This is a genomic window from Kouleothrix sp. (assembly GCF_046328425.1).
Taxonomy (GTDB): domain Bacteria; phylum Chloroflexota; class Chloroflexia; order Chloroflexales; family Roseiflexaceae; genus Kouleothrix.
In genome coordinates this window covers 24540-39415 of the sequence record NZ_JAXLWP010000004.1, presented here as the reverse complement: position 1 = coordinate 39415, position 14876 = coordinate 24540, and the positions used below count along the sequence as shown (strand labels likewise).

Genomic DNA, 14876 nt, shown 5'->3' with positions numbered 1-14876 from the left:
GACTGTGTGTCTTTGTGGCAAGCGCCTTATGCCCACCGTAAAAGGGATTGATCCTAGCCCCAGATCGGCACGCCGCCGAGGATGCCCCACGATGCGCGATCGAGCGCCGTGCCGCCGGGTAGCCACACGCCCGCGCCGCCGGCCGCGGCCCACGCGCCAAGCGGCGGCTCTTCGCCCTCGGCCAGAGTGTACTGCCAGATGATCTCGGCGACGCTGGCATATGCGGCCGGCTCGGCCTGCGCCGACCAGGGCAGCACCAGCCAGAGCCTTGGGCTTACGCGGGCGTATGCTGCAGCCGCGTCGCCGCCGCTGTACACCGCCACCCGGTCGAGGTAGCTGGCCTGAAATGGCAATGCCGCGCGCCACTGCCGCAGCTGCTCGGGCGCGTTGAGTGGCGTTTCTGCATCATAGTGAATATACACGTCGAATACCGAAAATGGGTTGGCCACGATCGCGGCCGCCAGGAGTGGCGTGTGCGCGGCGCGATCAGCGGCGCGCAGCACCACGTCGACGTGTGCCGCAAGCCGATGGATCAGCTGGCCGCCGTGAGGCGCGGGCGGGCACAGCCAGATCTGAGAGGTGGGGCTGTCGGCGGCCGGCTCCTGGCGCCGCACAAGCGCGTCGTGGCGTGGCTCGGGCATGCCCTCCACCGCGTCGGGTGGCAGGTTGGCGCCGTGCTTGAGCTGCCGGCGCAGCCGCCGCAGGTCGCCGAAGCCGAACGTGCTTGTCGCCAGCACGTAGTAGGGCGGCCGATCCTGGAAGCGCAGCCCATACTCGGCGGATGCCTGGCGCACCGCAGTGCCGGGCAGCACCTGCAGCGTGAAGATATCGTAGGTGCCGAGCGCCTCGCGCCTGATGAAATCGAGCGTCTCGGCGACGCCGGCCGCGTCGTCGGCAGGCAGGCCAAGGATGACGTCGAGGTACACCTCGATGCCGTGCTCGTACAGCCGGCGGGTGCCGGCCGCCCATTTTTGCAGGTCGGTGCGCCGGTGGCTGGCCTTCAGCGCGGCGAGATTCGCCGTCTGCAGGCCGACTTCGACATAGCGCACATTGGCCCGGTCGAGCGCCGCAACCACTTCGTCGGTCAGGTGCTCGCCGCGCAGCTCGGCGTAGAAGGTCATCTGGCGGTCGCGGTTGAGCTCGGCGAGCGCGCGCATCAGCGGCCAGAACAGCGGCACAAGGTTGAGGTTGGCTTCGACGAAATGTACGCGCCGGATACCCTGCTCGCGCCCCCAGGCGATCTCGGCGAGCACGCGCTCCAGGCCAAAGTAGCGGCTGCCGAGCCGCGGGCCCATGTTTCTACCATACAGGCAGAAGCTGCAGGCGTACGGACACCAGCGCGATATCTCGATCATCAGCGTGCCGTCGCGCGGGAGGCCCAGGTAGCCGGCAAGGTATGGCGAGGGTATCGCCGCCAGGTCGCTCAGCGCCGCGCGCTCGGCGGTGAAGTGCGTAGCGCCGTGCCAGCGGTACGCGATGCCGTGAATTGCCGCCAGCGGGCTTTCGGCGGCGCCTACCAGCGGGATGAATGGGCCGCCGTCGTCGCCCCAGTGGCGCAGCAGCTCGGCGAACGTTTGCTCGCCCTCGCCGATCACCGCCACGTCGACTGCGGGGTGCTCGAGCACCCAGCGGTTATCGTTTTGCACCTCGGGCCCGCCGACCACCACGCGTACGCTCGGCAGGCGCCGCTTGACGCGCTCGATGATGCCCAGGCTGCGCTCGCTGTTCCAGGTATACAGCGACACCCCGACGATATCGGGCTCGCGCGCGGCGATTGCGTCCTCTAGCAGCGCGTCGCCGGCGTGGTCGGCCAGGGCGCGCGGCAGCAGCTCGATCTCGAACCGGCTGCCCAGGCCCTGCGCGTAGGCGAACGCCTTGAGGTAGCCCGCCGCCAGCGGCGTATTCAAGCCTGGGTTGTTTGGAACGGGTAGCTGCACCAGCAGTACACGGAGTTTAGGCTTCACGAGAATGCCCCCAGTTTGTGCCGGGGCCATGATAGCACACCGCGCGAGCAGCTATGTAGTGGCGGACAAGCCCTCGGCCAGCTGGGGGGCAACGACGTGGGCCGGCAGCCACGCAATAAACGTTGATCCGACACCTGGCGTGCTGGCGACGCTGATATCGCCGCCCATGAGCCGGCACAGCTTACGGCTGAGCGCCAACCCCAGGCCCGTGCCGCCATGCTGGCGCGACGGCGACATATCGCCCTGCACAAACTCTTGAAACAAGCCCAGCAGCTGCGCTTCGGCTATACCAATGCCGGTATCGACCACCTCGAACGCAAAGCGGGCCTCGCCTGAATGCTCGGCGATGGCCGGCTCGGGCGCGTAGCGCATGACCCGCAGCGAGACAGTGCCGGCGCTCGTGAACTTGGCCGCGTTCGAAAGCAGGTTGAACAGCACCTGGCGCACGCGTAGCGGGTCGGCGTGCATCGCGCCAAGCTGCGGCGGCACCGTCACCTCGAAGCGATTGGACTGCTGCTCGATCATCGGGCGCATCAGCGCGACAATCTCGCCCACCAGCTCGGCCACATCGAACGTCTTGAGGTCGAGCGGTACTTTGCCAGCCTCGATCTTCGAAAACTCAAGGATGCTATTGATCAGGTCGAGCAGGTGGAGGCCGGATGTTTTGATGCGCCCGATATCCTGGGTGATCTCGCCGAGCTGCTGCTCGGCCAGCCCGAGCTCGATCAGCTCGGTGTAGCCCAGAATCGCCGTGAGCGGCGTGCGCAGCTCGTGGCTCATGGCCGAGAGAAAGGTGCTCTTCGCGCGGCTGGCTGCCTCGGCGGCCTCTTTGGCCTGCTGGAGTGCCAGCGTCTGGTGTTCGAGCTGCTGCTTCTGCGCCAGCAGCGCAAGCTCGGCGCGCTTGCGATCGGTGATGTCGCGCCAGACGATCAGCCGGCCGATCGGCTGGCTGTGATCGTCGCAAAGCACCGAGATCTGCAGATCCAGGTAGATCCACCTGCCCTGATACATCAGCGCGACCTCTTCGCGCACTGACGTGGCCGATTGGTAGCGTTTGAACAGGCCGAGCCACTGGCTCAGCACCTGGCCGACCGGCCGCCCAATCACCCCGCCAGGCCACTCGCCGACGATCGTGCGCGCCGCCGGGTTGAGATCGACGATGCAATCGTCCATATCGAGCACGAGCACCCGGTCGGCCATCTGCTCGACGACGCGATGGCGCGCCACCGGGGCCAGGCCGAGCAGCCGGTAGCGAAATACGCTCCAGGCGGCGATCGGGCTGGCCAGCGCAAACGTGATCGGCGTAAGGTCGAGCGAGGCCATGTCGGGGATCGGCACGCTGCCCGAGATCGTCAGCAGCGAGCCGAGCAGTGGGATCGACAGCCCAAATACGATCATCAGCACCTGGCGCTGATACAGCCGCTGCGCGCGCCCGACCTCGATGATCAGCAGCACCAGCGCCGAGACGATCAGCGCGTAGGTATAGGCCAGCGAGCCCCACATCCACGGCCCGTAGCCGTACACCAGCGCCGGGAATGCGCCCGCGCGATCGAGCTGCGGCTGCTGGCGCACCAGGTGGTGCGTCGCGTCGCTCCAGACCATCAGCGTGTTCGCGAGCGGCTCGATCAGCAGCGGCAGGGTTGCGCGGTGCAGCAGCGCATCGCGGCGGGTATACGCCAGCCCGAACGCCATCAGCCCTGCGGCGACGATGTCGGTTCCGCTGAATTGCAGGTTATCCCAGTAGATCTTGGTAGCGAGGCTGGGCGAGGCCAGCTCGGCCATGTAGCCTACTGAGTAGATGCTTGCGCCGGCCAGAAACAGCAGAAATGGCAGCGCCCCCACCACCTGGCGGTGGCGCAGCGCATACAGCATCAGGCTTATTGTCGTGGCAGTGGCCAGAGCCAGCAAAAGTTGAAATATGAGATACAGGCTCATGATAGCTTGAAATAGCCACTATGGCAGCAAATTATGCTCGTATAGCACTGCGCGCAGCACTGGCTCGATTTGCGCTTGGATCGCGGTGTTGGCGTAGCCGACCCACGCGGCGTTGCTCGTGACGTCGAGCGGGGCGGCCAGGCGCGCGCCGCGCTCGTCGGTGACGACCACGCCAGCCGCGCGCGCGACCAGCTCGGTGCACAGATCGTAGGGGTGCGCGCACAGGCCCGGCGCGTGCCCGCGGCTGATCAGCAGCGGGTCGACCAGCGGGCGCAGGTCGGCGATCCAGCGATCGTGGCCCATGATCAGCTCGTAGAGTTGGCCGCCGGTGCTGATGTATTGGTCTTCGAACGCCAGCGCGCGCCCGGCCGGCGCGGGGCCTAGCACGCGCCACACCAGGGCCTCGTCGATCGCGGCCAGCTCGGCGCGCGGCCCAGGGAAGAAGCGCGAGATCCCGCCGTAGCCCTGAGCGATCGTGGTGGCGCGCGAGGGCCGCAGGCTGAGCGGCTGGGTATTGCCGTTCAGCCGGTTCAGGCGCTCGCCGCCGACGCCCGCGCTGCTGGCCCACAGGGTGTCGCACAGGTGCTGCTTCAGCAGCGGGATCTCGGTCATGATCGCCAGCTCGATGTCGGCGAGGGTGGTATCGGGGCCGCGGTTTGGCGCGACGCCGGTAAGGATCCAGGCGCTGCGCTTCTGATACATCAGGCCGCGCGTGCCGTCGATAGGGTCGACGATGATCTGCAGCTCAGCGCGCTCGGGCTCGAAGCTAGTGGGCAGCGTCAGCTGGCCGCTTTCGCCCAGCCCTTCGGCCGTGAGCGTAAACGACCAATCGCGAGCGAGATCGCCGAAGTGCTGGAGCAGCGTAGCCTCCGAGACGCGGTCGATCGCAAAAATCGTATCGCCGGCCTCGTCGGCCACAACCTCGGCAAGCTGCTCGATTGCCGTGCGCTCGCAGGCGGCCACCACTGTATCGCGGATTGCCGCGTGGATGGCGCGCAGGCGCGCGAGCAGCCTGGCCTGATTACGAATCATGGTATCAGAGCACCCCATCAATGCCGTAGCTACGACTACGAGCACCTATCGACGGACATTCGTCGTGAGCGAGCCGGCAGTGTCGTTGGCGGCTGCCCCTGATCACTTGCACCGAACTTTTGCAAAGCCGTACTTGGCCACACCCCGCCGGCGCGCGAGAGGGCGCGCCATTCCGGTAGCTCAACCAGGTGCATCCGCAGGTAGAGACGCCAGAAGGCACCTGAGCGCTGATGCGGGATGCTATTTTAAGTATAGCATAGACGAGTTTATGCGAAAACTCTTCATGGTCAACGTTAAGATCTTGTAAACAAGCTCACCTCGGCCCTCCTCGCGGCACCCGCCGAACAGCGGCTAGCCTGCCGCACACTACCCTCGAACGACTACCGCAGTCTCACCGCAGTGGCGCCGCATTAATACCGCAGTGCGGCTTTGCTATGCTGTGCGCAGAAATATGTTCTGCGCGACCAGCGCAAACCCACGAGCGAAAAGGAGACCGCGATGATGACATTGAACGCAACCACCAAGCTATCGCACTGCGCCAGCGAACGGCTCCAGGCGGCTGCCGCAATCGACCCACGCACCCTGACGCTTTCGGCACTGGCCCAGCGCAGCGCCGCCGAGAGCGAGCATTTCTACCGCGGCCGGCCCCACGACACGCGCTTCGCCTACGAGCTATTCCGACGCGCGCTGACCGAGCGCGATGAGCACGCCTGGGAGTATGTGTTTCTGCACTATGCCCCGCTCGTCGAGAGCTGGGTGCGCCGCAGTGGCGCGTTTGCGGGCTGTGGCGAGAGCAGCGAGTTCTTTGTGGGCGCGGCATTCACCAAGTTCTGGCGCGCGATGTCGCCCGAGCGCTTCGCGACATTCCCGACGCTGGCTGCGCTGCTGCACTACCTGCAGCTGTGCACTAGCTCGGTGGTGATCGACAGCGTGCGCACCCAGTCGTGGGCCGAGATGGTCTCGGACGATGATCTGCCCCCCGGCCAGACACCCCAGGTCTCGCCCGATGAGCAGGCGCTCGAGCGGGTGGAGCGCGGCGAGTTCTGGCGCGAGATCGAAGGCCTGCTGAATGACGACGCCGAGCGCGCCGTGGTGATCGGGTCGTTTGTGCTGGGGCTGAAGCCCGGCGAGATCTACGACCGGCGGCCCGACCTGTTCGGCTGCATCAACGACGTGTATAACGTGAAGCGCAATGTGCTCAGCCGCCTGAGCCGCAACACCACCCTTCGCGGCCTGAGCGGCTATGCCGCATAGTGATACCAGATCCGTTTGATCGCTTTTTTACTACGATGCCCTGCCTGGCTTCGCCGGGCAGGGCATCGTCGTAAGAAAAGAACTTGCGCTAGCGGTTTTCCGCGCGGAGCGCGGAAAAACCGCACACGCCCAAAAGCACGATCGGATAGCGCCGGACTATAGCAACACCCTGGCGCGGCCCGCCATAGCGACAAGGCAACTGCCGACTAGTGCTACAATAGGGCGACTATGCGCCCGGCGAATACTCGCCGGCACGGCCGCATACCGACGATTCGCCGAGCGGCCGCGCCGCTCTTGCAAGCAGATTGCTATGGTGGAATGACTGCGAGACGAAATATGTTGATCTACGCGCTGCTATTTATCGCGATCGGCCTGACTGTCACCGGCGAGGTGCTGCTGAAGCTCGGCATGAACGTCGTGCGCGACGATGTTGGCGCGTTCTCGGCCAGCCTGCCGGTGCTGCTGCGAACCTTCACCGAGTGGCGCGTAGTGCTGGGCTTCGTGCTGATCTTCAGCGGTGCATTGTTCTGGCTTGGAGTGATCTCACGTGCCGACTTCTCGTTCGCCTACCCGCTGCTGGCGCTCAGCTACGTAGTAGCGCTGCTGCCGGCGCGCTTTGTGATCGGCGAGCAGATCAGCGCCAACCGCCTGGTGGGCGCGGTGATCGTAGTGCTGGGAGCGATTATCATTGGCTGGGAGCGGCGCTAGCAGTTCTGAGAAATGAGTTTTGAGCGTTGACTTGTCTGCCGGTATCGCCGGCTGGGCGATAGCCGAGGCGCGTGCGCTGCTCGGCTTTCTGCGCGAGCGGCAGCTGTGGGCCGCGCTGGCGGCCGGGCTGCTGGCGTGGGCACTGGCGTACCAGGCGCCATTCAGCTATCAGCTCGATATTGGCGGCGATCAGGGCAGCCTGAGCCAGAAGCACGACGCGCCGTTTCTGCGCGATTTCAACGACCCCGAGCCGCCCGATCGCTCGGCCGAGCCCCAGGTGACGCCATACCGCTGGACGCAGGATCGCTCGATGATCGTGCTGCCTGGTGTGGGCGGCAGCCGCTGGCGGGTGGCGATCCGCGCCTCGAGCGGGCGGCCCGACGGCCGGCCGACCGCCAGCCGCTGGAGCGACGGCTTCAGCACCACCGAGCTGGCGATCGGCGGCGGGGTTCAGCGCTACTACCTGGCGGCCGAAACCGATGCGGCCGGCGATCTGCGCCTGCGCCTCGACACCCGGCCGCTCGACGCCCCGGCCGACCCGCGCACCCTCGGCATGGTGCTGTTCCAGCTGAAGCTCGAGCCGACTGGCGGGCCGTACCTGCCGGCGCCACGCCAGGTGGGCCTGCTGGCGCTGGCGCTGGCGCTGGCGTACATGCTGGCGCGGCGGCTGGCGCTTGGCCCGCGCGGCGCGCTGGCGCTCGCGGTCGGCCTTGCGGCGAGTGCAGCGCTGCTGCTGATGTTCGCGCGCATGGCGCTGACGCTGGCCACGCCGCAGCTGCCGGCGATTTTGGCGGGCTGCTATGCTTTGGGGCTACTCGGCGACTTGGCGAACCGGCGCGTGCTCGCGGCGACGCTGCCTGGCGGGCACGCCGGCCAGCCGCTGGTAATGGCGCTGGTGGCGCTGGCGCTCGCGGCGCGGCTGGCGGGCATGCTGCACCCCTATGCAATCTTCAGCGACGCCGGCCTGAACACCAATAATCTGATCGAGCTTGTGCAGGGCAAGGTGCTCTTCACCGAGGGGCTGCCGTCGGAGTCGGGCGGCGGCCAGGCGCCCTACCCGCCGGGCCAGTACATTGTGCTGGCGCCATTTCAGCTGCTGCTCGTGCCTGGGCGCGATGCGCTGACCGCGCTGGAAAAGATCGGCAACGCGCTGGCCGATAGTCTGGCCGTGGGCCTGATCTGGTACCTGCTGCGGCGCGGCGGCTACCCCGAGCGCACGGCGCTGCTGGGCGCGGCGCTGTACGTGCTGCCGCCGCCGATGCTCAAATCGCTATCGGTGGGCGAGTTCGCGAATGTGTTTGGCCAGGCGCTGGCGCTGCCGCTGCTGGCCTATGCCGCGCTCAGCGCGCGCCGCCTGGCCGAGCCGCGCGTGTTCGCCGGGCTGGCCGTGCTGCTGGCGCTGGCACTGCTCGGGCACCTCGGCGTCACGATTTCGCTGGTGTGCCTGATGGGCTACCTGGGGCTGGTATGGCTGGTGCGGCCGGCGACGCGCCGGGCGACGCGCGCGCTCACGCTGGCGGGCCTGCTGGCCGGCGGCCTTGTCGCGCTGGTGTACTACGCGCCGCTGGCCGACGTGCTGATGTCGCGGGTTGGCGCCAGGCCGCCGGCCGACGCTGCGCACTTCGCGCTTGCGCAGCGCTTGGCCAACGAGCTGAACTTGACCGCAGTGCTGCGGCTGCACCCGCTGATTGTGGCGCTAGGCGCTGCTGGCGCCGCGCTGGTGGCGTTTCGGCCGCAGCACTGGGCATACCCGTGGCCGCGCCCGACGATTGGCGCGCTGCTGATGGCCTGGTGGGGCGGCACGCTGCTGTCGCTTGGCCTGCTGCTATTCGCAAGCCAGGGCGTACGCTGGCAGGCGTTTCTCTACCCGGCGCTGTGCCTGGGCGCCGGCCCGGCGCTGGCGCGGCTGTGGGCGCGTGGCCGCGCGGGACGGCTGGTGGCGATCGGCGTGTTTGGCTTTTTGCTATGGAATGGCGTCGACTACTGGATCGTGCAGATCTACACCTACCTGCACTGATCCCCGAGCAGACACGCCGGGGAGAATGCATTCCCTGGCCCCCTGGCGCGTGGCACCGGCTACTTTTCCTGGCCGATCTCGCGCGGCCCTCGCTGGCGCGCGCGCAGCCAGAGCGCGATTGCCAGCACCCAGCCCGACCACGCCAGCGCGCCGAGGCCAAAGCGCGCCAGCACCAGCACCGCAAAGATGCCGCCGCGCAGCATCCCGATCAGCAGCCGTCCGCGCAGCGTTGCGCGGCTTCGGGCGCTCCAATCCAATTGCTCCAGCTGGGGCAGCAAGTTGCGCCCCACACAATCTTCGAGCGAATACACATAGATCGTGTCGGTGTGCTCGGCCGCCAGCAGCAGGTCGCGGCGTAGCGCCGGCCAGGGCAGCGGCGCGTGGCCCTCGGTGCCGGGCTCGCCGTCGCCAACGCTGCCAACGCCGATCGCGTCGGCGCTGGCGCCGTAGCTGGCGATCAGCGCGCCACCCAGGTCGTTGCCCAGCAGGTCAATCGGCGCGCTGCTCGAGCACATCAGTACGTCGACATCGGATGGCAGGTCGACGATATCGAGCGCGCGCTGGATCAGGCTGGTGCCGGCGCGGCGGTCGTCGGCGATCACCGGCATCTGGTAGGTATACACCTCGTAGCCATCCAGGTGTATCGCCACGATCAGCTCGGCGTAGGCCGTCTGCGCCGACGGGTAGAGAATATTCTCGCGCGCCAGCCACAGCCGGCGCAGCAGGGCGCGCGGCATGCGCAGCGCGCCGGGCCGCGCATCTGGCGCTATGTCTTCGAGCGGCGGCTCGATGCTCAGGCCCACCGCCTCGAAGCGCAGGCCGTGTGCGCGCGCCCAGCTATGAAACGCGCCGTAGCACTCGAACGCGCGCGGGTAGTTCAGCAAATTGAAGGCGAAGCCCTCGGCGGGCGGCAGGCACAAGCTAGCGATCGCGCCAACGCCGTGCTCATTCAGCAGCCGCACGGCCTCGGCGCGCGCGTCGTCGAGCGCGGGCAGCAGCAGCGCCACCGCCCATCCCTGCGACGCCAGGCGATCCAGCACGCCCGGCCGCCGCAGCGCCCGCAGCAGCGCCGGGCCATCGAGCTCGGTGGCGAAAACCAGGCGCGGCTGGTCGCCCGGCGCTGGCTGGTCGTCGAGAAGATCGTGTTCGGTCGCCAATGCTGCCTGGCCTTTGCTATGCGTGAAGATAATACCGAGCAGTGTACCATATGCGGCGAATCTGCTAACGGCGATCGTACGTTATAATACACCCGCCATCGGCGGCGGGGATGATTATCGCTCGCGCGAATGGCTGACGCATATGACAGACACAGCACCCTGGGGCCGCTACGCCGAGCTGCGCCCCGCCGATCTCGATCGCATCGTCGCCGCGGCGCCGATTGCATATGTTCCTTGGGGCGCGCTCGAATGGCATGGGTCGCACCTGCCGTTTGGCCTGGAAGGCATTGCCGCCGAGGCGCTGGCCGAGCGCGTAGTGCAGCGCACCGGCGGCGTGCTGCTGCCGCCAACGTGGTGGGCGATCACCACGCTGCCACACCGCTTCTCGCTCTCGATCCAGAGCGAGGTGATCCAGGCGCTGTGGGATGGCGTCTTCGCCGAGCTGGCGCGCGCCGGCTTTCATATGGTGGTGGTGATCAGCGGCCACTACGCCGAGGGCCACGAGCTGGTGCTGATCGACGCCGCCGAGCACGCCATGGCCCAGCACGGCCTGCTGGTGCTGGCCATACCGCCGCTTGCGCTCGTCGACGAAACTATGCTCGACCACGCGGCCCACTGGGAGACGGCGTTGATGCTGGCGCTGCGCCCAAAGCTGGTCGATCTGACGGCGCTCGCGCCCGCGCCGCTCGACCCGTCCACCAGCGCGGTGCTCGGCGCCGACCCGCGGCGCGCGACCGCCGGCCAGGGCGAGTCGGCGCTGAAGCTGGCGACCGAGCGCATCGCTGTGGGCGTGCAGTCGCTCATGCAGCACGGCGGGCCGTCGGTGCTGCGCGAGCTGTACGCGCGCCGCCGCGCCAGCTACCAGGCCTACGTCGACCGCTACTTTCGCGGGTCGTGGGAGGAGGCGATCGCGATGTGGTGGGGGGAGAAACGAGTGAAGAGTTGAGAGCCGAGACATGACACTGCGCTTCGCGATCCCCTCCAAGGGCAGCCTCTACGACGACACGCTGGCGTTTTTCGAGAGCTGCGGCCTGAAGATCAGCCGCCCGAACCCGCGCCGCTACACCGCCGGCATGCGCGCGCTGCCCAATGCCGAGGTGCTGCTGCACCGCGCCCCCGATATCATCGAGAAGGTCGCGGCCGGCGAGATCGACATCGGCGTTAGCGGCCTCGACCTGGTAGAGGAGCTGCGCGGCGACCGCGAGGATCTGCTTGTGCTGTACGACGACCTGGGCTTCGGCCGCTGCGAGCTGGTGGTGGCGGTGCCTGAAGCTTGGATCGACGTAAGCTCGTGGCACGACCTGGCCGACCTGGCGGTGGAACTGCACGCCGAGGGCCGCACGCTGCGGATCGCCACCAAGTACCCGGCGCTGCTGCGGCGCTTCTGCTACGCTCATGGGATCAACTATTTTCGCCTGATCGACTCGCAAGGCGCCACCGAGGCCGCGCCCGGCCTGGGCTACGCCGACATGGTCGCCGACATCACCTCCACCGGCACGACGCTGCGCGACAATCAGCTGAAGATCGTCGGCGGGCCGCTGCTGCGCTCGCAGGCCTGCCTTGTGGGCAGCCGCCGCAGCCTGCGCAGCCACCCGGCGCGCATAGCCATGGTGCGCACGATCCTCGAGCTCGTCGAGGCGCGTCGGCGCGGCCGCAACTACGTGCAGGTCACCGCCAATATCGCCGGCGCATCGGCCGAAGAGGTGGGCCAGCGCGTGGCAACCCGGCCCGAGTTCGCCGGCATGCAAGGGCCGACGGTGGCGCCGGTGTACTCGGGTGCGGGCGACGGCTGGTATACCGTCACGCTGTTTGTGCCACACGATCGAGTGCTGCCGCTGGTCGATCACCTGCGCCAGCTAGGCGGCGGCGCGCTGGCGGTAGTTCCGGCACAGTACGTATTCGACGCGCGCTGCGACGCCTACGAACGCCTGCTGGCCGCGCTCGAAGTGGTATAATTTGCGCTCGGTCACGGATGCGAGAAGAAAGCCATGCCCCCGTTCGAAGCGCAGTCGAGCCAGTTTGGCCTGATCAGCGGCATCTATCGCCCCAGCAGCGACATGGTGCTCGAGGCCGCGCCTGCCGGGCTATTTGCCCCCGAGGCGCGTAAAGGCCGGCTGTATATTGTCGCCGAAATTGGCTCCGATGCTGCGCGCGGGCGCGATGCCAGCCAGCTGGTGCTGCAAACCATCCGCCGCCTGTTCTACGACGATAGCTCGTATAGTGTCACCTCGGCGCTGCGCAAGGCAATCAGCGCGGCCAACAAGGCGCTGTACGAGCAGAACTTCAGCGCGCCGCCCGCCAAGCGCGCCGTGGTGGGCATTAGCTGCGCGGTGATCAAGGGCAATGATCTGTACGTGGCCCAGGTGCGCCCGGCGCAGGCCTACGTACTGGCCGGAACGCGGCTGCGTGGCCTGCCGCCGCTGCCGGCAGCCGGCACGCTGGCCGGGCTCGCGTCTGGTGCGGTCGGCGCCAGCCTCTCGGTTGAGCCCGAGTTCTACCGCGCGGTGTTGAATCCGGGCGACGTGCTACTGCTGAGCACCAGCAACCTGGCGCCGCTGTTCGAAGGCCCCCAGGCGGTGCGCATGCTGCGCGCGGCTACTCCCGCCGATATTGCGGCCGCGCTGGGCCAGCATTGCGCCGAAAACGAGATCGGCGAGGCCCACGGGCTGGTCGCAATGATCCGGCCGGTGCTCAGCCCGGCCGCCGAGGCCGAGCCGCTGAGCCGTGCCGGCGTGCAACCGAGCGCGGCATGCTGATGCTGCGCCGCGCGCGCGGCCTGGCCGAGCGCCTCAGCGGCGATGCCGCGCTGCTGCTGCGCGGCGCGCGCGACCAACGGCGTAGGGCCGAGGCGCGCCAGGCCGGCGAGCGCCGCTCGTTCGAGCGGCTGTCTGAGCCTCCCGACGATCCGCCCGCCCCCGAACCCGCGCCGCGCCCCGATCCACTCGACCTTGGCGAAAGCCTCGACGAGCGCATCGCGCACGAGCGCCGCGAGCGCCGCGGCCGGCTGGGCGCGCCGCCTGTGCGCGAGGCCAGCGAGGAGCCGCCACCTTCGCGCCTGCTCGGCGAAGAAGAGTATGATGTCTCGGCGCGCGCCGAGCAGCGGATCGACCTGAGCGATACGCCTGGCATGGCCACGCTTGGCCGCTCGTATGGCGGCCGCAGTACCACACCCGGCTCGGCGCCGACGCTGGGCGAGTGGGCGGCGGCGCCATTCGCCAAGCTCGCCGGCACCGTCAGCGGCATGAACCGGCGCAGGCGCCTGCGCCGCCCGCCGCCGCGCGCGCTGCCCCGCCGCGGCAGCGGGCTCTCGTACCGCCGCCAGGCGCCGCCGTTTCCCTGGCAGTGGTTCTTGGTGCTGATCCTGGTGGTGGCCGCAGCCGTACTCTACGGCGTGAACCTTTCGCGCGAGATCGCCCAGCGCCGCGCCGACGACACGCTTGGCCGCGCCGCAACCGCCGTGGCAGCCCTGCGCGGCGCCGATGAACAATCGGCACAGCGGCTGCTCGACGCTGCCTCGGTGGCGCTGGCCGACGTGCGCAGCTCGGGCGCGATCACCGCCACGCTCGATAGCCGCCAGCGCTACGATGAGCTCGAGCGCGAGTACGAGCGCACGCAGGCCGCCATCCAGAAGCTCACGTATTTCGATGACCTGACGCTGATCGCCCAGCACCCGCTACAGGCCGGCCTGTTCAGCAGCGTGGTGGTGCCGCCGCCGCCACAGGGCATCACCAACACCGCCGCGTTCGCCAGCATCTACCTGCTCGACTCGAACGCCGGCGTGCTCTACCGCATGCCGCGTGGCGGTGGCCCGCTCGATCCAATGCTGCGGCCGCAAGATGCGGTCGGCCCCACCGTGGTGGGTAAGGTGAAGGCGCAGGCCTGGCGTGAGGATAATATCGTGGCGGTTGCCCAGAGCGGCGAGGCTGGTCCATTTACCTTTTATTTCCGCAATGGCGACGGCTGGGGCTACAATACGCTGGCCGGCAGCGAGACATGGGGGCGCGTTAGCGAGCGTTTCCGCGCCGTGAACTACGGCGGCAACCTGTACATCTGGGGCGCTGGCGAGGCTTCCGACCAGCTTCAGAAGTATATCAGCGGCAACTACGGCCAGTTCCCCGACCCGTGGATCAAGGATTTTGGCGGGCAGCGCACCGAGAGCGGCCTCGACCTCGCGATCGACGGCGATGTGTACCTGCTCAAGCCGGACGGCCACATCCTGGTGTTCAGCGCTGGCGCGTTCGCGCGCGAGATAACGCCGCAGGGGATCACGCCGCCGCTGACTACGCCGGCGGGCATGTTTGTCACTGGCGATCCCGAGGGCGGATCGATCTTTCTGATCGACTTCGACCAGCGCATCGTCGAGATCGACAAAAAGACCGGCGCGCTGCTCCAGCAGATCCGCGCGCGGCCCGATAGCCCCTACCAGCTCGAGCAGCTCACGAGCATGTTCGTCGATACCAGCGGCACGCGCCCGATCTTGTACCTGGTGAATGGCGGCCAGCTGCTACGCGGCTCGCTGCCCGATCGCCCGCGGCCGCTTGCTGCGCCCACCAGCGCGCCCATTACCACCACACCCGCGCCTGCCACCAACGCGCCTGCGCCAACGAGCGCGCCATAGGGCAGCTGCGGGTAGCTTCTGCCTGGCTCTTATACCAAATTCGCTTGATGACTGACACTGCGGTACTCTATCTCCATATCGTGTCCATTTTCCGCGCGGAGCGCGGAAAATGGACACAGAAGATGAGCAAGTACCATGCTGCCGCAGGCTCAATTCCGTACTGTGAGGAAACACGCAAGTGCCTAACTCCT

The 14876-nt window shown here is 67.9% G+C and carries 11 protein-coding genes; 7 read left to right on the top strand and 4 right to left on the bottom strand.

Features of this window, described 5'->3' with window-relative positions:
- Window positions 1-53 precede the first annotated feature (53 nt).
- Genes U0177_RS03035 through U0177_RS03025 form a run of 3 tightly spaced genes read right to left on the bottom strand, consistent with a single transcriptional unit; the run spans window position 54 to window position 4931 of the window.
- Complete coding sequence (locus U0177_RS03035; RefSeq protein WP_409569112.1) at window positions 54-1964, bottom strand: B12-binding domain-containing radical SAM protein; 1911 nt, start codon at window positions 1962-1964, stop codon at window positions 54-56.
- Window positions 1965-2015: 51 nt separating this feature from the next.
- Window positions 2016-3899 carry a histidine kinase N-terminal 7TM domain-containing protein gene (locus U0177_RS03030; protein ID WP_409569111.1) on the bottom strand — a complete coding sequence of 628 codons (1884 nt, stop codon included), beginning with the start codon at window positions 3897-3899 and terminating at the stop codon, window positions 2016-2018.
- Window positions 3900-3917: 18 nt separating this feature from the next.
- Window positions 3918-4931: an inositol monophosphatase gene (locus U0177_RS03025; RefSeq protein WP_409569110.1), complete on the bottom strand. Its 1014-nt coding sequence runs from the start codon at window positions 4929-4931 to the stop codon at window positions 3918-3920.
- Window positions 4932-5429: 498 nt separating this feature from the next.
- Here U0177_RS03025 and U0177_RS03020 point away from each other — a divergent pair, with 498 nt between their 5' ends.
- The 3 genes from U0177_RS03020 (at window position 5430) to U0177_RS03010 (ending at window position 8910) form a co-directional block, all read left to right on the top strand.
- Window positions 5430-6185 carry an RNA polymerase sigma factor gene (locus tag U0177_RS03020; protein ID WP_409569109.1) on the top strand — a complete coding sequence of 252 codons (756 nt, stop codon included), beginning with the start codon at window positions 5430-5432 and terminating at the stop codon, window positions 6183-6185.
- Between the two features lie 318 nt (window positions 6186-6503).
- Window positions 6504-6893 carry a hypothetical protein gene (locus U0177_RS03015; protein ID WP_409569108.1) on the top strand — a complete coding sequence of 130 codons (390 nt, stop codon included), beginning with the start codon at window positions 6504-6506 and terminating at the stop codon, window positions 6891-6893.
- 19 nt (window positions 6894-6912) lie between these two features.
- Complete coding sequence (locus U0177_RS03010; RefSeq protein ID WP_409569107.1) at window positions 6913-8910, top strand: hypothetical protein; 1998 nt, start codon at window positions 6913-6915, stop codon at window positions 8908-8910.
- Window positions 8911-8969: 59 nt separating this feature from the next.
- On the opposite strand, the gene U0177_RS03005 is transcribed toward U0177_RS03010, so the two are convergent.
- On the bottom strand, window positions 8970-10067 hold the full coding sequence (locus U0177_RS03005) for a hypothetical protein (RefSeq protein ID WP_409569106.1): 1098 nt from the start codon (window positions 10065-10067) through the stop codon (window positions 8970-8972).
- 142 nt (window positions 10068-10209) lie between these two features.
- On the opposite strand from U0177_RS03005, the gene U0177_RS03000 reads away from it, so the two are divergent.
- The 4 genes from U0177_RS03000 to U0177_RS02985 are packed head-to-tail and all read left to right on the top strand — an operon-like array spanning window position 10210 to window position 14685.
- A complete protein-coding gene (locus U0177_RS03000; RefSeq protein WP_409569105.1) occupies window positions 10210-11013 on the top strand; it encodes a creatininase family protein in 804 nt (267 codons plus the stop codon).
- A gap of 10 nt (window positions 11014-11023) precedes the next feature.
- The gene (gene hisG, locus U0177_RS02995; protein WP_409569104.1) at window positions 11024-12022 is read left to right on the top strand and encodes an ATP phosphoribosyltransferase; all 999 of its coding nucleotides are present in this window, start codon (window positions 11024-11026) and stop codon (window positions 12020-12022) included.
- 33 nt (window positions 12023-12055) lie between these two features.
- On the top strand, window positions 12056-12823 hold the full coding sequence (locus U0177_RS02990; RefSeq protein ID WP_409569103.1) for a PP2C family protein-serine/threonine phosphatase: 768 nt from the start codon (window positions 12056-12058) through the stop codon (window positions 12821-12823).
- Window positions 12817-14685, top strand: coding sequence for a hypothetical protein (locus U0177_RS02985; protein ID WP_409569102.1), 1869 nt, complete (start codon window positions 12817-12819; stop codon window positions 14683-14685). Before U0177_RS02990 ends, U0177_RS02985 begins: the two co-directional genes overlap by 7 nt.
- Window positions 14686-14876: the final 191 nt, after the last annotated feature.

What these genes read in the sequence shown, in the direction of transcription:
- U0177_RS03030 (WP_409569111.1), bottom strand. Translation starts at nt 3,899, where the DNA reads ATGAGCCTGTATCTCATATTTCAACTTTTGCTGGCTCTGGCCACTGCC.
- U0177_RS03025 (WP_409569110.1), bottom strand. Translation starts at nt 4,931, where the DNA reads ATGATTCGTAATCAGGCCAGGCTGCTCGCGCGCCTGCGCGCCATCCAC.
- U0177_RS03020 (WP_409569109.1), top strand. Translation starts at nt 5,430, where the DNA reads ATGATGACATTGAACGCAACCACCAAGCTATCGCACTGCGCCAGCGAA.
- U0177_RS03015 (WP_409569108.1), top strand. Translation starts at nt 6,504, where the DNA reads ATGACTGCGAGACGAAATATGTTGATCTACGCGCTGCTATTTATCGCG.
- U0177_RS03000 (WP_409569105.1), top strand. Translation starts at nt 10,210, where the DNA reads ATGACAGACACAGCACCCTGGGGCCGCTACGCCGAGCTGCGCCCCGCC.
- hisG (WP_409569104.1), top strand. Translation starts at nt 11,024, where the DNA reads ATGACACTGCGCTTCGCGATCCCCTCCAAGGGCAGCCTCTACGACGAC.
- U0177_RS02990 (WP_409569103.1), top strand. Translation starts at nt 12,056, where the DNA reads ATGCCCCCGTTCGAAGCGCAGTCGAGCCAGTTTGGCCTGATCAGCGGC.
- U0177_RS02985 (WP_409569102.1), top strand. Translation starts at nt 12,817, where the DNA reads ATGCTGATGCTGCGCCGCGCGCGCGGCCTGGCCGAGCGCCTCAGCGGC.